The 20,821-nt window shown below is 60.9% G+C and carries 21 protein-coding genes; 8 read left to right on the top strand and 13 right to left on the bottom strand.

What is annotated here, in order from left to right; genetic code table 11:
* Positions 1-391: 391 nt before the first annotated feature.
* Both CRO46_RS01910 and moaA read right to left on the bottom strand, forming a co-directional pair.
* Positions 392-1,300 carry a DMT family transporter gene (locus CRO46_RS01910; protein ID WP_097104497.1) on the bottom strand — a complete coding sequence of 303 codons (909 nt, stop codon included), beginning with the start codon at positions 1,298-1,300 and terminating at the stop codon, positions 392-394.
* Positions 1,301-1,456: 156 nt separating this feature from the next.
* Complete coding sequence (gene moaA, locus CRO46_RS01905; protein WP_097104494.1) at positions 1,457-2,470, bottom strand: GTP 3',8-cyclase MoaA; 1,014 nt, start codon at positions 2,468-2,470, stop codon at positions 1,457-1,459.
* A gap of 194 nt (positions 2,471-2,664) precedes the next feature.
* Here moaA and CRO46_RS01900 point away from each other — a divergent pair, with 194 nt between their 5' ends.
* Complete coding sequence (locus CRO46_RS01900) at positions 2,665-3,033, top strand: gamma-butyrobetaine hydroxylase family protein (protein ID WP_097104492.1); 369 nt, start codon at positions 2,665-2,667, stop codon at positions 3,031-3,033.
* A 9-nt stretch (positions 3,034-3,042) separates the two neighbouring features.
* Here CRO46_RS01900 and CRO46_RS01895 read toward each other — a convergent pair whose 3' ends face one another.
* Complete coding sequence (locus tag CRO46_RS01895) at positions 3,043-3,543, bottom strand: MarR family winged helix-turn-helix transcriptional regulator (protein ID WP_097104490.1); 501 nt, start codon at positions 3,541-3,543, stop codon at positions 3,043-3,045.
* A 46-nt stretch (positions 3,544-3,589) separates the two neighbouring features.
* Here CRO46_RS01895 and CRO46_RS01890 point away from each other — a divergent pair, with 46 nt between their 5' ends.
* Both CRO46_RS01890 and CRO46_RS01885 read left to right on the top strand, forming a co-directional pair.
* Positions 3,590-4,576 (top strand): alpha/beta fold hydrolase, encoded by a 987-nt coding sequence (locus CRO46_RS01890; protein WP_097104487.1) that lies wholly within the window; start codon positions 3,590-3,592, stop codon positions 4,574-4,576.
* Complete coding sequence (locus CRO46_RS01885) at positions 4,573-5,181, top strand: pyridoxamine 5'-phosphate oxidase family protein (protein ID WP_097104485.1); 609 nt, start codon at positions 4,573-4,575, stop codon at positions 5,179-5,181. The genes CRO46_RS01890 and CRO46_RS01885 overlap by 4 nt, the downstream gene beginning before the upstream one ends.
* Positions 5,182-5,237: 56 nt before the next feature.
* Here CRO46_RS01885 and CRO46_RS01880 read toward each other — a convergent pair whose 3' ends face one another.
* From CRO46_RS01880 to CRO46_RS01870, 3 genes are all read right to left on the bottom strand, one after another.
* Entirely contained in the window at positions 5,238-5,858 is a 621-nt protein-coding gene (locus tag CRO46_RS01880) for a L,D-transpeptidase (RefSeq protein ID WP_097104483.1), read from the bottom strand.
* Positions 5,859-6,053: 195 nt separating this feature from the next.
* Positions 6,054-7,124 carry a GGDEF domain-containing protein gene (locus tag CRO46_RS01875; RefSeq protein ID WP_097104481.1) on the bottom strand — a complete coding sequence of 357 codons (1,071 nt, stop codon included), beginning with the start codon at positions 7,122-7,124 and terminating at the stop codon, positions 6,054-6,056.
* 133 nt (positions 7,125-7,257) lie between these two features.
* Positions 7,258-8,865: a fumarate hydratase gene (locus tag CRO46_RS01870; protein ID WP_097104478.1), complete on the bottom strand. Its 1,608-nt coding sequence runs from the start codon at positions 8,863-8,865 to the stop codon at positions 7,258-7,260.
* 221 nt (positions 8,866-9,086) lie between these two features.
* Here CRO46_RS01870 and arsB point away from each other — a divergent pair, with 221 nt between their 5' ends.
* From arsB to CRO46_RS01850, 4 genes are all read left to right on the top strand, one after another.
* Positions 9,087-10,130 carry an ACR3 family arsenite efflux transporter gene (arsB, locus tag CRO46_RS01865; RefSeq protein ID WP_097104475.1) on the top strand — a complete coding sequence of 348 codons (1,044 nt, stop codon included), beginning with the start codon at positions 9,087-9,089 and terminating at the stop codon, positions 10,128-10,130.
* 215 nt (positions 10,131-10,345) lie between these two features.
* Complete coding sequence (locus CRO46_RS01860) at positions 10,346-12,208, top strand: L,D-transpeptidase family protein (RefSeq protein ID WP_097104472.1); 1,863 nt, start codon at positions 10,346-10,348, stop codon at positions 12,206-12,208.
* 211 nt (positions 12,209-12,419) lie between these two features.
* Positions 12,420-12,608, top strand: a complete 189-nt coding sequence (locus CRO46_RS01855; RefSeq protein ID WP_097104470.1) for a hypothetical protein — start codon at positions 12,420-12,422, stop codon at positions 12,606-12,608.
* A gap of 27 nt (positions 12,609-12,635) precedes the next feature.
* The gene (locus CRO46_RS01850) at positions 12,636-13,535 is read left to right on the top strand and encodes a COG3904 family protein (protein WP_097104467.1); all 900 of its coding nucleotides are present in this window, start codon (positions 12,636-12,638) and stop codon (positions 13,533-13,535) included.
* Positions 13,536-13,584: 49 nt separating this feature from the next.
* Here the strand turns inward: CRO46_RS01850 and CRO46_RS01845 are convergent, their stop codons facing one another.
* From CRO46_RS01845 to phnD, 7 genes are all read right to left on the bottom strand, one after another.
* Entirely contained in the window at positions 13,585-14,532 is a 948-nt protein-coding gene (locus CRO46_RS01845; RefSeq protein ID WP_097106405.1) for a 1-phosphofructokinase family hexose kinase, read from the bottom strand.
* Positions 14,533-14,543: 11 nt separating this feature from the next.
* Positions 14,544-14,726, bottom strand: a complete 183-nt coding sequence (locus CRO46_RS01840) for a hypothetical protein (protein WP_097104465.1) — start codon at positions 14,724-14,726, stop codon at positions 14,544-14,546.
* 156 nt (positions 14,727-14,882) lie between these two features.
* Positions 14,883-15,806, bottom strand: a complete 924-nt coding sequence (locus CRO46_RS01835) for an HAD-IIA family hydrolase (protein WP_097104463.1) — start codon at positions 15,804-15,806, stop codon at positions 14,883-14,885.
* Positions 15,803-16,621 (bottom strand): phosphonate ABC transporter, permease protein PhnE, encoded by an 819-nt coding sequence (gene phnE, locus CRO46_RS01830; protein ID WP_097104460.1) that lies wholly within the window; start codon positions 16,619-16,621, stop codon positions 15,803-15,805. Before phnE (CRO46_RS01830) ends, CRO46_RS01835 begins: the two co-directional genes overlap by 4 nt.
* Complete coding sequence (gene phnE / locus CRO46_RS01825) at positions 16,621-17,436, bottom strand: phosphonate ABC transporter, permease protein PhnE (protein WP_097104457.1); 816 nt, start codon at positions 17,434-17,436, stop codon at positions 16,621-16,623. Before phnE (CRO46_RS01825) ends, phnE (CRO46_RS01830) begins: the two co-directional genes overlap by 1 nt.
* Positions 17,433-18,233, bottom strand: a complete 801-nt coding sequence (phnC, locus tag CRO46_RS01820) for a phosphonate ABC transporter ATP-binding protein (protein WP_097104455.1) — start codon at positions 18,231-18,233, stop codon at positions 17,433-17,435. The genes phnE (CRO46_RS01825) and phnC overlap by 4 nt, the downstream gene beginning before the upstream one ends.
* 61 nt (positions 18,234-18,294) lie before the next feature.
* A complete protein-coding gene (gene phnD / locus CRO46_RS01815; RefSeq protein WP_097104452.1) occupies positions 18,295-19,272 on the bottom strand; it encodes a phosphate/phosphite/phosphonate ABC transporter substrate-binding protein in 978 nt (325 codons plus the stop codon).
* A 502-nt stretch (positions 19,273-19,774) separates the two neighbouring features.
* Here phnD and CRO46_RS01810 point away from each other — a divergent pair.
* The gene (locus CRO46_RS01810; RefSeq protein ID WP_097104450.1) at positions 19,775-20,773 is read left to right on the top strand and encodes a LacI family DNA-binding transcriptional regulator; all 999 of its coding nucleotides are present in this window, start codon (positions 19,775-19,777) and stop codon (positions 20,771-20,773) included.
* Positions 20,774-20,821 lie beyond the last annotated feature (48 nt).

Below are 20,821 nucleotides of genomic sequence, written 5' to 3'. Positions count from 1 at the left end.
CGGCGATCGGGCTTGCACGCTCGATGCCGTTAAGCAAACCGGCCGGTCCTGGTTGCATGCCAATGGATTAGCGAATACTTTGCGTTTCCGATTTGAAAGCTTGAATCCAGTAGATTTTTGTGGGTCTCTGATCTAATCTATTGTTCAAGATGGGTGGAGCCTAATGTCCGGCGACGGGGAAATTGACCATTGCCCTTTTTGCGATGCGAAATGGGGCGACTGTTCGCATGTCAGGCTGCTCGACGAGCTGGAAGCCGAAGTTCCGGCCCGGCCCAAGCGGGCAACTCCCGTATGTGCTGATTCTTCCGGGACGCCGGAGAAATCTGGCGAAAAGCCATCCCAAGTGGGCGGCGTGTTCCGCTTGAACGATCGGAACAAAACGGCTTTTTCGTCATGGTGAGTGGCGAGGTGCGGCCCGGGTTGCCGGTTTGGCCGCGCTCTTGATGCGTTCGCGGTAGAGCGTATAGAGGCCAGACCCGATCACGATCACACCGCCGGTGATCATGAAGGCATCCGGATATTCGCCAAACACTACCATGCCCAGCAGCAGGGCCCAGATGAAACTGGTATAGCGGAATGGAGCGATGAAGGAAATCTCGCCTTCGCGCATGGCCATGATGATGAACTGGTAGCCGACCAGCAGCAGACATGCAGCCAGGCTGATAAGGCCGAGATCCGACGCCGTCACCGGCCGCCAGCCGCCCATCGGCCAGATCAGGACGAGGCCGGCCAAAGCGACGGCTGCAGCGGTAATGGTCGACAGGTACAGCGACGGGATGTCCGCTCTGATTTTCTTGGTGGCAATGTCGCGCGTGGCAGCAAAGATCACCGTGCCGACGATCATCAGCGCGAAAGGCGAGAAGCCCTCGAGACCGGGACGGACAATGATGAGCACCCCGACGAAACCGGCAATGATCGCGGCCCAGCGTCTCCAGCCCACCGGTTCGCCGAGAAACAGCGCGGCGCCCAGGGTGACGGCGAGGGGCAGGGCCTGGAGGATCGCCGACGCGTTGGCCAGCGGAATATGGGTCAGGCCTACGAGAAAGGTCAGTGTTCCGCCGACCTCTCCAATCACCCGGAGGCCGATCCAGGGATCGCGCAGCACCCGCAGCGAACGCAACGCCTTGCGATGCCGTGCCAGCAGAAAAATCAGCAGTGTGGCGACCACGCCGCGGAGGAACATGACCTGGGCGACATTGATGTCACCGGTCACCAGCTTGACGAGCGAATCGTTGAAGGTGAAACCTGCCATTGACAGGGACATGAACAACGCACCGCGCATATTGCTGGATAATGCCATGGTAGATCCGGGAAATGTCAGCAGGGAATCGCTGGCTCGAGCAATACACTAGCATTGTTGCAACGGGCGACACAGTCACGCTGGACTGCAGGTCCATCACGGAAATTGATCAGTCGTGGGGCAGGCTAGACCGGCCGGAATGAAGGTCAGGCCTGCTCAGCCTCCCGTGACGCTCATGTGGCGGGAGACGGCGGGCTGCCTGGTGGTCCGGTCGATGATGAAATCGTGACCTTTCGGCTTGCGGGTGATGGCCTCGTCAATGGCTGCTGACAACAGTTCGTTGCCTTCGGATGCCCTGAGCGGTTGACGCAGATCGGCGGCGTCGTTCTGACCAAGACACATGTAGAGCGTGCCGGTACAGGTCAATCGCACGCGGTTGCAGCTTTCGCAGAAATTGTGGGTCATCGGGGTGATGAAGCCGAGCTTGCCGCCGGTTTCTGCCACGCGGACATAGCGGGCAGGGCCGCCGGTCTGGTAGGCGATGTCTTCGAGCGTGAACTGGCGGGCGAGATTGCTTCTGAGCAGCGACAACGGCATGTACTGGTCGGTGCGGTCCTCGTCGATTTCACCCATCGGCATGGTTTCGATCACGGTCATGTCCATGCCCTGGCCGTGGGCCCATCTGAGCATGTCGGGGATTTCAGCGTCGTTGAAGCCCTTCAGAGCCACGGCGTTGAGCTTGATCTTCAAGCCTGCAGCCTGGGCTGCACGGATGCCTTCGAGCACCTTGCCCAACTCGCCCCAACGGGTGATCTTGCGAAACTTGTCCGGATCGAGCGTGTCGATGGAGACATTGATGCGGCGCACGCCGCAGTCATAGAGTTCTGACGAAAAGCGGGCCAGCTGGGAGCCGTTGGTTGTCAGCGTCAACTCGTCCATGCGCCCGGCATCGATGTGACGGCCGACCTGGCGGACAAACTGCATGATGTTCTTGCGCACCAGCGGCTCGCCCCCGGTGAGGCGGATCTTGCGGACACCCTTTTCGACAAAAACCGTGCACACCCGGTCCAGCTCTTCAAGGGTCAGAAGATCCTTCTTGGGCAGGAATGTCATGTTCTCCGCCATGCAATAGGTGCAGCGGAAATCGCAACGGTCCGTGACCGAGACGCGGAGATAGTTCACTGCCCGGCCAAAAGGGTCGATCATCATCGGCGCAGCGGTGTCTTGCATGGAGAGTTTCCTCGTTGTCCGGCATTCAATGTCGTCATCTACTGCTGCTGCGTCAAGGCCCCGCGTCGATAGGCCATAACAGGCAAGGGGGTCTGCGGCACAGGCCGAGGGATGTTTTGATCGGCGTGGCTTGTGATGCCGCCGGATCGGTTCTAGATCAGCGTGACGAAGCGTGTATGCGAGGAGCCGAACCGATGAGCAATCATGAGAAGGCATGGCCGAAAGAACTTCGGGTATCTGCCGACAGGAAGATGCTGACGGTCCGGTTTGATGACGGCCGGTCCTACGACCTCGAAGCCGAATTGTTGCGGGTGCGTTCGCCATCTGCGGAGGTTCAGGGACATGCGCCCGGGCAGAGGGTGACCGTGGGCGGCAAGTCGGAAGTGGCCATTTCCAAGGTTCTGCCGGTCGGCAATTATGCGGTCAGACTGGTATTTGACGACACTCATGACACCGGCATTTTCACCTGGGCGTTCCTCTCCGAGCTGGGGGAAAGCAAGGATCAGCGCTGGGCCGAGTACATGGCCGAACTGGCGGACAAGGGCATGTCGAGAATCTTCTGAGGCGTCTGTTCAGGCTTTCCTGCGAACCGCGATCTCGTCGGCCTGCGATTCGTCGGTACCCGATCTGGTCAGCTCCCGAATGATCCGGGTCATGACCTCGCCGACCAGATTGCATTCCTCGGTATCCGCGGTTTTCATGGCGCGTTCGATGATTTCTGTCTGGATGACGAGCGCTTCCCGTGTCAGCTCCGTCCCGGCATCGGTGAGCTCGAGTCGCAACACGCGCCGGTCCTGCGGGTCGCTTTTTCTCAGCAAGAGGCCGCGTTTTTCCAGCTGTGGCAGGAGCATGGACAGGTTCGAGCGGCCGACCAGCAGCTTATCGGCCAGATCCTGCTGCGATATGCCCGGAGTGCGGAAAAGGTTCACCAGAATATCAAGATGCGGCGGCTTGATGTCGAGCGGCTGAAGCGCGCGCGCCAAAGACAATCCCATCACCTGACAGGCCCGGGCAACGGCAATCCAGTTGTGAAAACGCGGGTTGTCCCAGGGCAGGGCTTGCTTTTTGTTCATAGTTGTACAATTCTGTTCATAGTTGAACCAATCTGGATAACCCACTATGGCATCTCTTGTTGAAAAGGTCACCCGTGCGGCACTTCGTCTGGTCGCCGCTCAATCGCCGCAGAAGGCCGGGGAACTGGCGTTCTGGCTGTTCACCCGTACCCGCTCGACCAGGCCGCAGAGCGAAAAGGAACGCAAGGCGCTCGAAAAGGCCAGTGAACGCATGGCCGAAAGCGAAACCGTCCACCTGGTGATTCCCGGCAGCGTGGTCGCCACCCATGTGTTTCGTCCCGACGCTGATTGCAAGACCGGGCAGAAGATCCTCATCGTGCACGGCTACCGTTCGCGCAGCGATCACATGATCACGCTGGCAGAGGCGCTGGTGGCCGCGGGCCACACTGTCGTCTGCCTCGATCTGCCTGGCCACGGCGCCTCGAGCGGGCGGACGCTGCATCTTGGCAAGGCGGTGGAGGCCATCGACGCGGCATGGCGCCAGCATGGCGCGTTTGATGCATTTGTCGGCCATTCCTTTGGCGGTCCCTCGGTGATGGCGGCAGCCGCAGGCTCGATCCTGCACGTGCCGCAGCGGCGGCCTGACCGCATCGTTACCATCGCGGCGCCGTCGGACATGAGCGATGTGTTTCGCTGGGCCGGCAAGCTGATGGGGCTTGGTGCCGCCGCGCAAAACGCCTTCGAACGCCAGGTGCTGCGGTTCGCAGGTCGTCCGCTGTCGGAGTTCCGTGTCGATCGCATGATGCATGATCTCAAGATCCGCACTCTCGTGATCCACGCGGAGGACGACAAGGAAGTGGCCTTTTGCAATGCCGAAGCGATCACGCGCACCGGGCCGCATGTCCGGCTGCTCAAGGCCAATGGCTTCGGCCATCGCCGCATCGTGTCCGCCGAACCGGTGACGCGCGCGGTTGTCGGGTTTCTTGGCGAAGCGGCGACGGAGGCCGAGATCCTCGATCTGCCTCTTCCATCCGCGCGGGAAGGCGATAGCGTTGCGGCACGTCAAATCAGGAGATCCCGGAGGCTTGCGTGACGATCATCAGGACGGTAGCGGAACTTGAGGCCATCTACGGAGAAAGCGGGGACGCCTCACGGATCAAAGTGAGCGACCGTCTCACCAGCGGCTATCGAAAGATGATCGAAGCTTCACCGCTGATGACACTGGCGACCTGTGGGCCGGAGGGGCTGGACTGTTCACCCCGTGGTGATCCGGGGCAGGCGGTTGCGATCAGGGGTGAGCGGACACTGTTGCTGGCTGACAGGCGCGGCAACAACCGGATCGATTCGCTGCGCAACATCGTGCGCGACGGCCGGGTTGCTCTTCTATTCCTGATCCCGGGATCCGACAGCACCCTTCGGATCAACGGCCGGGCCGAGATCTCGGTGGATGCGGATCTGCTGGCCGGTCTTGCCATGGAAGGCAAGCAGCCGCGGACCGTCATGGTCATCACCATCGACGAGGTCTATTTCCAGTGCGCAAGGGCATTGATGCGCTCAAGGGTCTGGGAGGCTTCCACCTGGCCGGATCCCGCAGAGCTGCCGACACCCGGCAGCCTGATGCGCGAACTCAAGCAGGATTTCGATGCCCGCAGCTATGACCGGGAGTGGCCGGAGCGGGCGAAGAACAGCCTCTGGTGACAAAAAAACCGGCCTTTTCAGGCCGGTTTCGTGTTTTTGGCGGGAGCGTTGATCGCCTAATTGCGGACAACAACCCGGGTTCCGACATTCACCTTCTCGTAAAGATGCTCGACGTCTTCATTGGCCATGCGGATGCAACCCGAGGACATTGCCTTGCCGATGGTCCAGGGCTGATTGGTGCCGTGAATCCGGTAGATTGTCGAGCCGATGTAAAGCGCGCGCGCACCCAGCGGATTGTCGGGGCCGCCCGGCATGTAAGCCGGAAGCACGCGGCCTTCCTGGCGCTTGACCCGGTCACGCATCACCTTCGGCGGGGTCCAGCCCGGCCATTCGGCCTTGCGGGTGATCCGGTTCCGGCCTTGCCAGGTGAAGCCTTCGCGGCCGACTCCGATGCCGTAGGCCATGGCCTTTCCCTTGCCCATCACGTGATAAAGCCTGCGATCAGAGGTATCGATGACGATCGTGCCTTTCGGATGGTTCTCCTTAAACGAGACCACCTTGCGCTTTATCGGCGACTTATCCGAGCGGTGGTACTTGTTGTAATTCTTCGAAGGTGGAAACAGAATTTGCAGGAGTGTCTTGGATTCGGCGGAAGACTGGCCGGCCGGCTGCGCCTGCACGGCGGCAGGCATCACCAGGCAGAAGGCCAGGAAGACGGAAGAAATCAGGCGTTTCATGTCACGATCCGGGGCTGGGTTTATGGAGACGGTGCGGTGCTTTGCCGAGGGCTCGGCTTTCCGCCTTCACCCCAGACCGCTATCGGTAGCTGCTTCGCGTCGGACTGTCCAGTTTCATGCCATGCCGTTTGCGATTTTGATCTTGACCGAGTCCGAAAACAAACGATCTGGTTGCGAACGGGGCCGCAAACAGTCTCAGGTCTTGTAGATGGCCCAGTTCTTTTCGAAATCCTGGTTCAGTTCCGGCTTGTAGAGTTGCGATTTGTTGCGGCCACTGTGCTTGGCCGTATAGAGCGCGACGTCGGCTTTGTTGTAGAGCTCTTCAGCGCTTTCCGCATCACTTGCCATGCAGACGCCCAATGACAAGGTGATGGGACCGTAATTGACGCCGGTTTTCTGGTTTCTCAATGGCGTCGATTCGACTGCAGTGCGCAGTCGTTCGGCAATTTCCATGGTGATTTCCAGGCTTGTGCCCTGCAGGATAACTGCAAATTCCTCGCCGCCCGTACGGGCGACGAACACATCCTTGCGCAAGGTGCTTTTCATCACCGCGGCCACAACCCCGAGCACCCTGTCGCCGACCGGGTGTCCGAAGGTGTCGTTGAATTTCTTGAAGTGATCGATATCGGCCACGATCAGGGCATAGTACATGGCATTGCGCTGTTCATTGTAGATGTTGGCGAGCACATCATCGAAGGCACGGCGGTTTGACAGGCGGGTCAGCGGATCGGTGTTGGCAATGCGCTTGTACTCGTCGAGCTCCAGCTTGACCTGCTCCATCTCACGGGCGCGTTCGACCATGTGCTCGACCACGACCTTGCCTTTTTCCATGCTGTCGCCGGTTGCGTTGGTGAGAACGCTGATGACATTGTTCAAGATCTCGGCACTCGCCATGCTTTTGGACGATATGCGGTTATAGGCTTCGCCGAGCAGTTTGGAGTAGCTCTCCATCGAGGACTGTTCCTGCTTGAGCAGCCGGAGCATGCCATCGAGCTCGCCGGAAATCTTGTCATGGGCGCCTTCCACCACACCGGCGCGAAAATGGTGAGGAAACATCTTCTTGCCCAGCGCGTCCAGATCGTCCTGCGCCGGATTGCGGCCCAGCGCATCAAACTGCTTGGTCAGCGTCGGGTTGGATGCGTTCAGAGCCTCGTAGACAAGCTCATAGTTGCGGGGAAGGCCGGAAATACCGCGGCGGCGCATGGTTGCCAGCACCAGGGTAGCGGTGTCCATAGATTGGACCTTGTTTGTAGGTGCTACCGTCATCTTTCGTCCCTAACGTCGCTTTCATAGCTCTTGTACCAATATTCTTACGGGTTAAATCTTGGGGAAATGTTAATGACAGCCCTTGGCAGTTGGTTTCCAGTTGCGATGCATCCCGGGTTGCTTGTCTTGGTTACTAGCCGAGATTCAGCTCCTTGAAGAAGTCATTGCCCTTGTCATCGATCACGATGAAGGCAGGGAAGTCTTCGACCTCGATTTTCCAGATCGCTTCCATGCCCAATTCTGCATATTCCACGATCTCGACTTTACGGATACAGTCCTGAGCCAGACGGGCAGCAGGCCCGCCGATGGATCCAAGGTAAAAGCCGCCATGTGTGGCGCAGGCATCTCGCACAGAACGAGAGCGGTTGCCCTTGGCGAGCATGACCATCGAGCCGCCGAACGCCTGGAACTGGTCGACATAGGAATCCATCCGGCCGGCAGTGGTCGGGCCGAACGAACCTGAAGCATACCCTTCCGGTGTCTTTGCCGGTCCGGCATAATAGACGGGGTGGTTCTTGAGATAGTCGGGCATCGGTTCGCCGGCTTCCAGCCGCGCACGGATCTTCGAATGGGCCAGATCCCGCGCTACGATGATCGAGCCGGTCAGCGACAGCTGCGTCTTGATGGGGTGCTTGGACAGCTCCGCGAGGATTTCGTTCATTGGCCGGTTGAGATCGATCTTGACCACATGTGCGGACAGCTTTTCCTCGTCGATTTCCGGCAGGTACTTCGACGGATCCGTTTCCAGCTGCTCGAGGAAAATGCCTTCCTTGGTGATCTTGCCCTTGGCCTGGCGGTCAGCCGAGCAGGAAACGCCGAGCCCGATCGGCAGCGAAGCGCCGTGACGGGGCAGGCGGATGACCCGGACATCGTGACAGAAGTACTTCCCGCCGAATTGGGCGCCAACACCCATTTGCTGCGTGAGCTTGTGGATTTCGGCTTCCATTTCCAGATCGCGGAAGGCATGGCCGGAGTCCGAGCCCTCGGTGGGAAGTTCGTCGAGATATTTGGTCGACGCGAGCTTGACCGTCTTGAGATTCATTTCGGCCGATGTGCCGCCGATCACCACAGCAAGGTGATAGGGCGGGCAGGCAGCGGTGCCAAGCGTGAGGATCTTCTCGCGCAGGAACTCGATCATCCGGTCATGGGTCAGCAGCGATGGCGTACCCTGATACAGAAAGGTCTTGTTGGCCGAGCCGCCGCCCTTGGCAACAAACAGGAAGTCGTAGCTGTCCTCGCCCTCTTCATAGATGTCGATCTGGGCGGGAAGGTTGTTCTTGGTGTTCTTTTCCTCGAACATCGAAAGAGGGGCGAGCTGTGAATAGCGCAGGTTGCGGCGCTCGTAGGCGTCCATCACGCCGCCGGCCAGGGCTTCGTAGTCACCGCCCTCGGTCCAGACCCTGCGGCCCTTCTTGGCCATGACGATAGCCGTGCCGGTGTCCTGGCACATGGGCAGCACGCCGCCGGCGGCAATATTGGCGTTCTTGAGCAGGTCGAAGGCGACGAACCGGTCGTTCTCGGTGGCTTCCGGGTCGTCGAGGATCTTTGCCAGTTGCTGCAGATGCGCTGGCCGGAGCAGGTGATTGATATCGCCGAACGCGGCTTCGGAGAGCATCCGCAGTCCGTCCGCGTCCACAGTGAGAATTTCCTGGCCCTTGAACTCCTCGACACCAACATGTTTATCAGTCAGTTTTTTCCAGGTGGTCGTGTCGGGGCCTAGGGGGAAGAGATCGTTCGCCACGGGTTGCCTTTCCAGTCACTGAGTTGTCGCGGAATTGTGGGCAAGGTCTTAGGATGAAGGCCGGACAAATGCAATTGCACGAATGTCGCCCGTAGGGGAGCTTGAACAATTCAACATATCATGATTTATGGATTTTAATTTCGGCAGCTTTCGTCAACAGGTGGTCTGACGCGACTGGGACTGCCAAGCCGCAAAGCAGAATACGCCAACAGGAGTAGAACATGTCGACATTCGAGCGCTACCTGACCCTTTTGGTTGCCTTGTGCATCATCGCCGGTATCGCGCTTGGATATGTGTTCCCGGCGTTTTTCCAGGTGATCGGGTCAGCGGAGATCGCCAGTGTCAATCTGCCTGTGGCGGTGCTGATCTGGCTGATGATCATACCGATGCTGGTCAAGATCGATTTCGCCTCGCTGGGGCAGGTAGGCCGGCACTGGCGCGGCATTTCAGTCACATTGATCGTCAACTGGGCGATCAAGCCGTTTACCATGGCGGTGATGGCCTGGTTCTTCATCGGCTGGCTGTTTCTGCCGTTGCTGCCCGCGGAGCAGGTCAACAGCTATATCGCCGGGCTCATCCTGCTCGGGGCGGCACCCTGCACCGCCATGGTGTTTGTCTGGAGCAACCTGACCAGGGGCGATCCGCTGTTCACCTTAAGCCAGGTGACCCTGAATGATGTGGTGATGGTGATTGCCTTCGCCCCGATTGTCGCGGTGCTCCTGGGGGTTTCGGCGATCACGGTGCCCTGGCAGACCCTGCTGCTGTCGGTCACGCTCTACATCGTGGTGCCGGTGATCATTGCCCAGATCTTGCGCAGCCGAATGCTGGCCGGTGGCGGCGAGGCAAGGCTTCAGGCGCTGTTGTCAAAGCTGCAGCCGCTGTCGATCCTGGCGCTTTTGGCAACGCTGGTGGTGCTGTTTGCCTTTCAGGGACAGGCCATTCTGGCGCAACCAATGATCATCGTGCTGTTATCGGTGCCGATCATCATCCAGACCTATCTGATCTTCGGAATCGGTTATGTGGCCAACCGGGTGATCGGCGAGACCCATGTGATCGCGGGCCCGTCAGCACTGATCGGGGCGAGCAATTTCTTCGAGCTTGCGGTAGCCGTGGCCATCAGCCTGTTCGGCTTCAACTCCGGCGCAGCACTTGCCACGGTGGTGGGTGTGCTGATCGAGGTGCCGGTGATGCTGTCGCTGGTCTGGGTCGTCAACCGGTCCAAGGGCTGGTACGAGATGGCCCCGGCGTCGTCCCGGCAGGCCTGATTTTGAGGCGGGGAGGCCGGCAATCGCTGCGACGGTGTCCCGGCTGAAGTGTTGCCTGCGGTCACGAAAGGGTGACAATTCAGGTCATTGAAATCGCCTCGCATTCTTTCCTTGGTAACCATCCTTTGGTAAGGTTTGCCCAAATCGCCAATTCCGCTGAACGCGCGCAGCTTAGGCTTTGCGCACAACAATTTGGGCTGGGTATGAGTATCAGGATGCGTACAGGTGTGGCGATGATCGCCATCGCAGTGACCTTTACCGGCGTTGTTGCGCCGACACCTCCCGTTCAGGCGCAGGGCTTGCTCGATGCCCTGTTCAAGAGCCCCGCCCAGCGCAAGCGTGAGCAAGCCGCGCAGGAACGCGCACGGCAGAAAGTGGCGGCGCCCAAGCGGGTCAAGCAGGTTCGCATCAGCGGGCCGAGCTACCACCGCTACAAGCCAGATACCCTGGTTCAGGTTGCTTTCAGCGAGATTGCGGATCCCGTCGTGACCGCCGGCATCGACGATATGGGGCTGGCGCCGCTGGGGATCGATGCTTTTGCCGAAGGCCGGCCGGCGCTGGCTGAACTGTCCGTGCGGGCACTGCCGGAGGTGGCCAAGGCGGTCATTGACCACTATTCGGTGCATCCCGATTATGTCTGGGTGGCAGGTACGGCTGTGACTGATCGCGCCCGTGCGGTGATCGAGGTTCTGGACGCTGCGGACACCGTCGGACTGTCGGCGGCCGACTACAAGGTCGAGGTGCCGGCGGATGCCTTCGATGTGACCCAGGGCACCGAGCGCCAGAAGGAGCTGATGGCTTTCGAAATGAAGCTTTCGGTGGCCGTTGCAAGCTATATCCTCGATGCCACGCGCGGCCGGGTCGATCCCAACCGGATCTCCGGCTACCACGATTTCAAGCGCAAGAGCCCGGATCTGGTCAAACAGCTTGAAGCGCTTTCCAAGGCAGATGATCCAGCTGCGGCGCTGCTGGCGCAGAACCCGCAAGGCGCGCATTTCGAAGCCCTGACGGCGGAGCTCAAGCGCCTGCAGGACCTCGACGATGTCGCACGTATCGAGATCGCGCCCAATGTCATGCTGAGGCCGGGCCAGTCCGATCCCGAGCTTGCCAACGTGATGGCGGCGATCGAAAAGAAGGGCAGCGATGCGCTGAAGACCGACCACGCGCTGTTGTTTGCCAGCTATGCCGGCAAGCCTGAATATGATCAGGAACTGGTGGCGTTGGTGAAGGCCTTCCAGAAGGAAGCCGGGCTCAAGCCGGACGGCATCGTTGGACCCGCAACGCGGCGGGCGCTGGTCGGCATCACCAACGAAGACAGGATCGAAAAGGTGCGGCTCGCCATGGAGCGGGCGCGCTGGCTGCCAGGCGTACTGGCTTCGCGGCGGGTGTTCATTAACCAGCCCGCCTACACGGCCACCTATTTCGACGAAGGCAAATCAGAGCTTTCCATGCGGGTCGTGGTTGGCAAACGCTCGAACCAGACCAACTTTTTCGACGACGAGATCGAACTGGTCGAGTTCAATCCCTATTGGGGCGTGCCGCAGTCGATCATCTTCAACGAGATGGTGCCGAAGCTCAGGTCCGATCCGTCCTATCTCGATCGTCTCGGCTATGAGGTGACGGCGGGCGGAAAGCGGGTAGCATCGAGAAACATCAACTGGTCGACTGTTGGTCGCAGCAGCAATATCGGCGTGCGTCAGCCGCCGAGCAGCAGCAACGCGCTGGGCGAACTGAAAATCCTGTTCCCCAACCGCCATGCCATCTACATGCATGACACGCCCTCGAAATCGCTGTTTGAGCGCGACACCCGCGCTTTCAGCCACGGCTGCATCCGCCTGCAGGACCCCCGCGCCATGGCCGCAAAGGTTCTGGGTTCCTCGGTCGACGAAATTGGCAGTCACATTGCCGGCGGCCAGAACAAGCGGGTTGAGCTGACCTCGAAAATACCCGTACATGTGGCCTATTTCACGGCCTGGCCGGATGACAGCGGCAAGGTCGAGTATTTTGCCGATATCTATGGCCGTGACGGGTATCTGCGCAAGGCGATCGACGCCACCGAAGACGCCCGTTCGTCCTGATCCCCCTGAAACCGCAGGCAGCGCGCTTCCGATACTAAGCGCGGTGCCTGCCGTACCCGTCCGGTGTCTCGGGCGGTAAATTCCCCGCCAGACTTACCTCCGGCGCGGTTGCAGCCGTGTGTGTGTGCGCTCTGGAAAATGATGTTCGTTTTTTGCCATCGGCGCAGGCCTTGCGCGCACCTTCCAGTCGACCGCCGACGATGAACGCACGGTGCTGAGCGTCTCGCAGGTCAACGAAGAATTCGAAGGCATCACGAATGTACCGCTGTCGCTGCCGCGTATCGTCGGCCGTGCGGGCATCGTAGCCACGCTGATGCCGGATCTGGACGAGGGCGAACGCGCGGCGCTCAAACGCAGAGCCGAGGTGATTGGCGACTATGCCTCGAAATTGAGGTTCTGATCGAAGCGTTTGTGATAGCTTGTGCTTATGTCACTGAAGACCGTCACACGCTACATCGTCACCCACTGGCGCGGGGAGCAGGGGCTGGTATGGTCGCTGGCGGTCAATCTGGTCGCCCTGCGTGCCGCGATCTTCCTGCTGCAGGATCTGGCCCGTCCGGCGAAATATCACGACTATCACGACTGGGCTCCGGCGGTGCTTGTGGCTGCGATCCTGCTTCACGGCGTGGTCTTTGTCTGGCAGGCGGTCGGCGTGTTCCGGGCAGGGGAGAACCATATTCGACATCATGGTGCGATCGCGCTGCACTGGGGCGCGCAGCTTGGTGTGCTGCTGGCCTTCTGGCTGACCGCCAGTTCCGCGCTGCAAGCCTGGCAAATGACACTCGACGTGCCGGACTATGAAAACTATGCCGAGAAGATGGATGCGGAACGTGCCGGCAAATACCGGATATTCCGGGACTCCGACAGCGCCCTTCTGATCGACGGCACGCTGGAGCTTGGCGTTACCAGAAGGCTGGCGGCGCTGCTGGCCGAAGACCCGGGGATCGGCGAGATCGTGCTGTCGAGCGCGGGCGGCAACATCTACGAAGCACGTGGGTTGGCGCGCCTGTTTCGCGACAGGGGTCTTGCCACCTTGGTTGCCGATGAGTGCTCGTCCGCCTGTACAACAGCCTTCATCGGCGGGAAGACGCGGCGGTTGAAGCCGGGCGGAAGGCTCGGCTTCCATCAGTACCGGATCGAGGCCGATTATGATGTGCTGGGAGCCAGGCCGAAGGACGAAGAGGGCAAGGACAAGGCGCTCTATCTCGCCGCCGGGGTGAAGCAGGATTTCGTCGCCCGCATGCATTCCGCAGCGCCCGGAAGCATGTGGTATCCGGAAGCCGAAGAGCTTCTCGATGCGGGCGTCGTCACAGCCATCTCCGAGTGAAAGCGCAGGCACTCCAGTTCCGAACCCCGGCGTGGCGGTCCGGGCTTTTTCAGATCCCGCGTGTTACCACCTGTTCCAGGATCTCGTCTGCAGTGGCCTTCGAGCAGAGTTCCGTGGCCGGGGTGAGCACGGCGGAGCCGGCGGCGGCAACGCCATGGCGAACGGCGTCATTCAGGTCTCCGCCGCGCGCAAATTCGAGCGCGATGGCCGCAACCATGCTATCCCCGGCGCCGACGGCGCTGTGCGGTTCAAGCCGGGGTGGCTGGCAGAAGAAGCGCTCGTTCGCCGACACGCCGACCGTGCCGGCAGCGCCCATCGACATCACCAGTTGCTCCGCCGCGCCGCTGCGGATCAGGTCGAGCCCGTAATCGGCCAGCGCGGCCGGAGAGGTGAATGTCCGGCCCGAGACTTCGGCGGCTTCCGCGCCATCCATTCTCAGAAGGGCAAAAGGCGGGCCGGAATTGGCCGCCGCGGCGATGAGGGCCGCCCCGGAGGTATCGAGGATCAGCCGTGCGCCGCCCTCGACGGCGAGGCGGTTGACGGTCGAGGCAATGTCGGCAGGCACACCCGGCGGCAGGCTGCCTGACATAACCACGATCCGGCCGCGGCTCAGATGCGGTTGCAGACGGTCCAGCATGGCCGCGGTCTGTTCGGGCGACCAGTCCGGTCCGGGCAGTTGAAACCGGTATTGCTGCCTTGTCGAAGTCTCGATGACGGCGAGCGACTGGCGGGTGTTGCCGTAGATCTCGAACGTCGCCACATCGAAATCCTCGGTGCCGAGCAGGGCGTGAAACATCGCCCCGGTCTGGCCGCCCAGCGCGACGAAGGCCGTAGATACGCCGCCAAGCCGGGAGATGGCGCGGCTGACATTGATGCCGCCGCCGCCGGGATCAAAGCGGGGCGGCGCGCAGCGCAGTTTGGGACCGGGCGTCACCGTGCCAACCTCGGTCGATACGTCGTAGGCAGGATTGAGCGTGATGGTGAGGATATCAGACATGGCGGCGACCATCACACAACAGGGCAGGCGGTTTCAATCTGCTCCGGTGCCGGAGCGCCTACTTGTTCGATGATTTTTCCGCCTCGGCGCCATCCTGCTTCACCGCGACGAAACTGTCGGGCGTCACCGACGAGGCTGATGTCGCCGCGCGACAGATCTTCAAACCAGATGACATTCGTGTTGGCTGCCGACATGAGGCCCTCCCGAAAGGCTGGTTGAAACGGCCTGTCGGGGAGGGTCATCGGAGTCATGGATCTTGCCGCCTAGACGTGCATCAAGACCACGCGGCGGAACGGCTTCGGCCTGCAGTGACCGGATCGGGGAAGCGGACGGTGCGCTGGCCGGATCGCTCAGGGGCGGTCGAGGATGAAGTCGGGAATGATGCCTGAGGCGGCGATAGACGCATCCGGATCGGCGCCGTCGAAAAAGCCGTAGCCCTGGATCAAAGCCGTGCGGAAACCGGCAGCACTGCCTCCGAGAATGTCGGTGTGCAGCGTGTCACCGACCATCACCACACGGTCATCGGGCGTGCCTGGGCGGATGCGTTCCCGCGCCAGGTCGAAGATCGCTGGAAACGGTTTGCCGTAAAACACCGGCTCCACCCCGGTGGCAGAAGCCAGCCGGTGGGCGTAGTGGCCGGGTTCGCGCGACAGGCCCGATTCGACCGGCGCGACCAGATCGGGATTGCCGACCAGCAGTTCGCGCGGCCTGTCCCTGAGCGCCTGTTCGAGCAGCGCCTGCCGGGCCTCGCTCCAGGCCGAAGCGCCGAGCATCAGAAAACCTTCGGCTTCGGCATAGGCGGCCGGATCGTCCTCGAGGAAGATTGCCCCTTCGGGCAGTTCCTCGCGGCCGAATTTCGGGGCTGCGACCAGGCCCCATTTGCGGTTGGCGTGGTTCTTCAGGCCCTTGAGCAGCGCCATCCGGCTCGACACCACGTCCGGGGTGGCGAAGCTGTAGCCAAGCCGCCGGTAGCGCTCATGCAGCACGGAAGAGGGGTAGCCGGCAGCATTGGTGACCACGAGAACCTGCTTGCCGCGCGCGCGCAATCCGTTGACGCGGTCGACGACGCCAGGAATGGCGGACTCGCCGATGTTCAAAACTCCGAAGGCATCGAGCAGAAAGACGTCGAAATGCTCGGCGATGGCGTCGAGATGTTCCGCGCGGACCGAGGTGGACGGCGGGCGCGGGGCGGGGAGCCGGTGGCGTACGGACTCGTATTCGCCAAAGGCGACGGCCGTATCCGCACCTTTCAGGATTGCTGCACCGGTGCTCAAATGATCGCTCCACGCACCTTGGCCGAAACCCACTCGCCGATCACCACGGCGGCCAGGATGACAATCAGGATCAGCGTCACCTGCGGCCAGGCCAGTGTGTTGAGCGAGGACTGCAGCTGCAGCCCGATGCCGCCGGCGCCGACAAGGCCGAGCACGGTGGATTCGCGGATGTTGATGTCCCAGCGGAAGACGCTGATCCCGGCAAAGGCGGGCATGATCTGCGGCACGATGCCATAGGCCATCACCTGCCAGCGGCTGGCACCGGTCGCGGTGATCGCCTCGACCTGGGTATGGTCGATCTCCTCGATCGCCTCATAGAGCAGCTTGGCGCAGAAGCCGATCGAGCGGAAAGCAATCGCCAACAATCCGGCAAACACGCCGGGGCCGATGACGGCGACCAGCAGCAAGGCCCAGATCAGCGAGTTGATCGAACGGGTCGCAACGATGATGAACAGCGCCACCGGACGGATGAAAACGGCGCTTGGCGTGGTGTTGCGTGCGGCCAGAAACGCCACCGGCACCGCCATTACCAAGGCCAGCAAAGTGCCCAGGGTCGCCATGTTGAGCGTATCCCAGAGCGGTTCCCAGAGATTGTCCATGTAGGACCAGCGCGGAGGCCAGGCGCGGCCACCGATGTCCGCGGCGATCCGCGGTGCATCCCAGACGAAGAACCATGTCGTGGCCTCGGAAATCCGTTGCCAGCACCACATGAAGATGGCGACGGCGGCAAGATAGCCTGCCCAGCGGATGAGCGTCTGCTTGCGGTTGCGCAATTGCCAGATTTTGGCGCCCTGTGCGTCAGTTGATACCGGCATTATTGCACCTTTGCCCTGATGATGCCGGAGAGGTACTCCAGCGCCATGACGGTGACGATGATGATCAGCAGGATCGCCGCCGCGGTGTCGAATTCATAACGATCGAAGGCGGTGTTCAGCGTAGCGCCGATGCCACCGGCGCCGACCAGTCCCAACACCGCGGATTCGCGGAAATTGATGTCGAGCCGGTACATGGACAGGCCGATCAGCCGCGGCATGACCTGCGGCTGGACGCCGTAATTGATCCATTGCAGCCATGTCGAGCCGGTGGCGCGGATGGCTTCGGCCTGCACCTTGTCCATTTCCTCGATGTCTTCGGCCAGCAGCTTGGCCAGGAAACCGATGGTGGCAAAGGAGAGAGTGAGGAAGCCTGCGAGCGGGCCGAATCCGAAGATCGCCACCAGCAGGATCGCGACAATGATCTCGTTCAGAGCCCGCGACAGCGCAACGATGGCGCGGCAGACCAGATAGACCGGCAATGGCGCGATGTTGCGTGCAGCACCAAGACCGATCGGGATAGAGATCAGGATCCCTACCACTGTCGAGGTAATGGTAATGATGATGCTTTCGAGGATGCCGTCCCAGATGTCACTTCCGCGCGAGGTGAAATCCGGATTGAAGAAAGAGGTGATGAAGGCCCAGCCGCGGCTCATGCCTTCGGCGACGCGCGCCCAGTTGACGTCAAGCGAGGTGACGGCGAGTACGAGATAGATTGCTGCACCGACAAACAGGCCCCAGCGCAGGGCAGGGTTGGTGATCAGCGGCGGCTTCTTCCAGGTGGTGCCGAGCCTGTCATCAAGGGTGGCGGTGGTCATGCCGCGGGATCCTCGATGTCGGTGTCCTCGTCATCCACTTCGCGGATGGTGGCGTGCCAGTCTTCCTCGCCATAGATGCTGGTCAGCACGTCTTCGGTCATTTCGGTCGGCTTGCCGTCAAAGGCCAGCTCACCGGCCTTGAGGCCGACAATGCGCTCGACGAACATCTGCGCCAGCGCCACGTCGTGAATGTTGATGACAGCGGCGAGATCGCGTTCGGCGCAGAGTTCGCAGATCAGCCGCATGATCTGGCGCGAGGTCTTGGGATCGAGCGAGGCGGTCGGCTCGTCGACCAGCAGCAAGCGGGGATTCTGGATTAGGGCCCGTGCAATGCCGACACGCTGGCGCTGCCCGCCCGAAAGCTCGTCGGCGCGCTTGTCGGCCATCGCCAGCAGTCCGACCCGGTCGAGCAGGCGAAACGCCTCGTCGATATCGGCTTGCGGATATTTGCGCAAATAGGAGCGCCAGAAGCCGACATAGCCGAGACGACCGGAGAGCACGTTCTCCATAACGGTGAGGCGTTCGACCAGCGCGTATTGCTGGAAGATCATGCCCATCTTGCGGCGCATTCGGCGCAGCGCGCCCGTGCCGAGCGTGGTGATGTTGGTGCCGTCGAGTATGACACTGCCTTCGGTCGGCTCGACCAGCCGGTTGATGCAGCGGATCAGGGTCGACTTGCCGGCGCCGGACGGACCGATCAGCGCCATCACCTGGCCTTTCGGAATTGTCAGCGTCACGTTCTGAAGTGCCTTGTCGCCGGTGCGATAGGTCTTGGTCAGGTTCTTGAGTTCGAGCATGGGGCCCCGTCACGAAAATAGTGTGGCGCCGCGCGGATACGCGGCGCCAGAGAGATGGGGATCAGCCGCAGGTGTATTCGACACCGTTGGCGGCGTCGATCTTGCGGATCACGTCCCAGAAGTCCTTGTAGTTCATTTCAAGAAACTGGCCTTCATTGGACTTTTCGAATTCCTTCTTCAGCGAAGAGCCTTCCCAGGGGAAGGTGAAGAAGGCTTCCTTGATCTTGTCCTGAAGCTCGGGCTTGAGATTATAGACCGTGCCGAAGCCGGTGGTCGGGAAGGTCTGCGACTTGTAGATCGACTTGACCTGATCGGGCGTAATCACTTCGCGCTCGATCATGCGGTGCATCACCGAGTTGGCGATGGCGGCTGCCGGGTAATCCTTGTTGGCGACGCCGAGGATCGAGTTGTCATGCTTGCCCGAAAACACCGGATTGAAGTCGGTGCCGGCTGACATGTTGTAGTCGGCCTTCAGAATCGCGGACGGTGCCTTGAAGCCGGAGTTTGAGGTTTCGGATGTGAAAGCGAGGTCCTTGCCCTTGATGTCCTCGACCTTTTCGATGCCGGAATCGGGGTAGGTAATGATTTCCATCTCGTAGCCGAAGCCGCCATCTTCCGATGCCATGATGGTGAAGGGGCGGAAACCGGCGCAATTGACAGCCAGCGGGTTTGAGCCGGTGTTGAAGCCGGCAATGTGCAGGCGGCCGGAGCGCATGGCTTCGATCTGCGCGGCGTTGGACTGAACCGGGAAAAAGACGGATTTCTTGCCGGTGACCTTTTCGAGATGAGTCAGGAAATCGGACCAGGCTTCCTTGTAGACAGCCGGATCTTCCACAGGGGTGTAGGCGAAGATCAGCGTGTCGGGATCGATAAGCTCCGATTCATCGCTCGGAATGTCGGCAATCAGGTCGCCGTCAACATCGCAATAGCGTTCGTCCAGCGTGCCGCGCTCGCAATCGGCGGCAGATGCGGACAGCGGTGCGGCAATGGACATGGCCACACCGGCAATGGTGCTCAAGAGAATGGATTTCAAAGTCATGGTCTTCCTCCGGGTTATCTTTTTCCCAGCGCAGACTATTCTGCGTGCGCGGACAAATGACAAGGGTGCACGACAGTTATGTGACAATCGGTTGTGGGTTTCCGGGAATAAAGTTTCGGCAGCCCCGATTTCCGCATCGCAACGCTGCGTCATGGTTGTGTCCTCTGAAAATTACAGGCCAAACATGAAAGAGGCGCACTGTCGCAGCGCGCCTTTGAAGGTTCATCTCGTCAACAAGGTCCCGCAACCCGTCCGTGCTGGGCGGCATCGAGGAGCTGTTCGGGGCTGTGCCGGTTGATGGCTTCCGAGGGTGTTCATTTTTGAGCGAATGGAAGTCCTTGAGCCTCCGTCTCCATGACAAGGACAGGATGGTTCAGGAACTTTGCGCTTCAAGAACTCCTGCAACCGGTTGCAAAAACGAGACCGGTAATCTTGCTTTTAGTGGCTATCTTGGCGCAAATGCAGGGGTGCCGGACCGGGTGCGAACAGGAGACAACAATCGATGCCGCCGACGCTGAAGGATGTCGCCGAAAGGGCAGGGGTGTCGCGCGCAGCCGTGTCGCGCACCTTTACCGCCGGTGCATCGGTGTCGCCCGGCATGCGCAAGAAGGTGGAAAAGGCGGCCAGTGAACTCGGCTACAGTCCCAACGCCCTGGCCTCGAGCCTGACCACCGGACGGACCAAGTTGATCGGACTGGTGTCCAACAACTTCCACAATCCGATCTTTCTCGAGGTGTTCGACCGGTTCACCCGCGGGCTGCAGGATCGAGGCCTCCGGCCGTTGCTGGTCAACCTGTCGGATGAAACCGATCCGGCGCAGTCGATCCGCATGTTGCGGCAATATTCGGTCGATGGCGTGGTGGTGGCCTCGTCGACGTTGCCGCCGGGTTTCGCCAAGGCGTTTCGCGATGCCGGCATACCGGTGGTCAACAGTTTCGGCCGTTACGCCAGCTCGCCTGATGTGCATGTCGTCGGCATCGACAATGTCGAGTGCGGGCGCATGGCGGCGCGGGAACTGGTACGCCGCGGCTATCGCGATGTGGGCTTTCTGGGAGGTCCGGAAAGTGCCACCTCGACCCAAGACCGTTTGCGCGGCTTCATCGAGGAGTTGCAGCGGCATCCCGGTGTCAGGACGCGGCACAGCTTCGCCGCAGCCTATTCCTTCAATGCCGGGCGGGCGGAAATGCTGAGGTGCCTCAAGGATCGTACGGCAGAGGCCTATTTTTGCGGTGACGACGTGTTGTCGATCGGTGCGCTCAGCGCGGTGACCGGTACCGGTCTTTCGGTGCCGGGCGACATCGGCCTGATCGGGCTCAATGACATGGAAATGGCCGGCTGGGAAAACATCAATCTGACCACAATCCGCCAGCCAATCAGCCAGATCATTAATTCCTCCATCGAGCTGATCGTGTCGATGCTGGAGAATCCCGATCGTTACCCCGAAGCGCGGCTGTTTCCCTGCCGGGTGATCGAACGGGGCACCCTGCGGCCGCTACCCTGACAGGGGCTCCGGCCGGGCGGGGGACAAGAGCATCAGCGTCTTCATCTC

The sequence above is a fragment of the Parahoeflea halophila genome, from assembly GCF_900220985.1.
GTDB lineage: Bacteria > Pseudomonadota > Alphaproteobacteria > Rhizobiales > Rhizobiaceae > Hoeflea > Hoeflea halophila.
This window is presented reverse-complemented; position numbering and strand designations above follow the sequence as displayed.

Coding starts and splice junctions, on each gene's coding strand:
- arsB (WP_097104475.1), top strand. CDS start 9,087: ATGTCGACATTCGAGCGCTACCTGACCCTTTTGGTTGCCTTGTGCATC.
- phnD (WP_097104452.1), bottom strand. CDS start 19,272: ATGACTTTGAAATCCATTCTCTTGAGCACCATTGCCGGTGTGGCCATG.
- phnE (WP_097104457.1), bottom strand. CDS start 17,436: ATGACCACCGCCACCCTTGATGACAGGCTCGGCACCACCTGGAAGAAG.
- CRO46_RS01850 (WP_097104467.1), top strand. CDS start 12,636: ATGTCACTGAAGACCGTCACACGCTACATCGTCACCCACTGGCGCGGG.
- phnC (WP_097104455.1), bottom strand. CDS start 18,233: ATGCTCGAACTCAAGAACCTGACCAAGACCTATCGCACCGGCGACAAG.
- CRO46_RS01880 (WP_097104483.1), bottom strand. CDS start 5,858: ATGAAACGCCTGATTTCTTCCGTCTTCCTGGCCTTCTGCCTGGTGATG.
- CRO46_RS01900 (WP_097104492.1), top strand. CDS start 2,665: ATGAGCAATCATGAGAAGGCATGGCCGAAAGAACTTCGGGTATCTGCC.
- CRO46_RS01910 (WP_097104497.1), bottom strand. CDS start 1,300: ATGGCATTATCCAGCAATATGCGCGGTGCGTTGTTCATGTCCCTGTCA.
- CRO46_RS01890 (WP_097104487.1), top strand. CDS start 3,590: ATGGCATCTCTTGTTGAAAAGGTCACCCGTGCGGCACTTCGTCTGGTC.
- CRO46_RS01860 (WP_097104472.1), top strand. CDS start 10,346: ATGCGTACAGGTGTGGCGATGATCGCCATCGCAGTGACCTTTACCGGC.
- phnE (WP_097104460.1), bottom strand. CDS start 16,621: ATGCCGGTATCAACTGACGCACAGGGCGCCAAAATCTGGCAATTGCGC.
- CRO46_RS01845 (WP_097106405.1), bottom strand. CDS start 14,532: ATGTCTGATATCCTCACCATCACGCTCAATCCTGCCTACGACGTATCG.
- CRO46_RS01840 (WP_097104465.1), bottom strand. CDS start 14,726: ATGTCGGCAGCCAACACGAATGTCATCTGGTTTGAAGATCTGTCGCGC.
- CRO46_RS01895 (WP_097104490.1), bottom strand. CDS start 3,543: ATGAACAAAAAGCAAGCCCTGCCCTGGGACAACCCGCGTTTTCACAAC.
- CRO46_RS01875 (WP_097104481.1), bottom strand. CDS start 7,124: ATGACGGTAGCACCTACAAACAAGGTCCAATCTATGGACACCGCTACC.
- CRO46_RS01810 (WP_097104450.1), top strand. CDS start 19,775: ATGCCGCCGACGCTGAAGGATGTCGCCGAAAGGGCAGGGGTGTCGCGC.
- moaA (WP_097104494.1), bottom strand. CDS start 2,470: ATGCAAGACACCGCTGCGCCGATGATGATCGACCCTTTTGGCCGGGCA.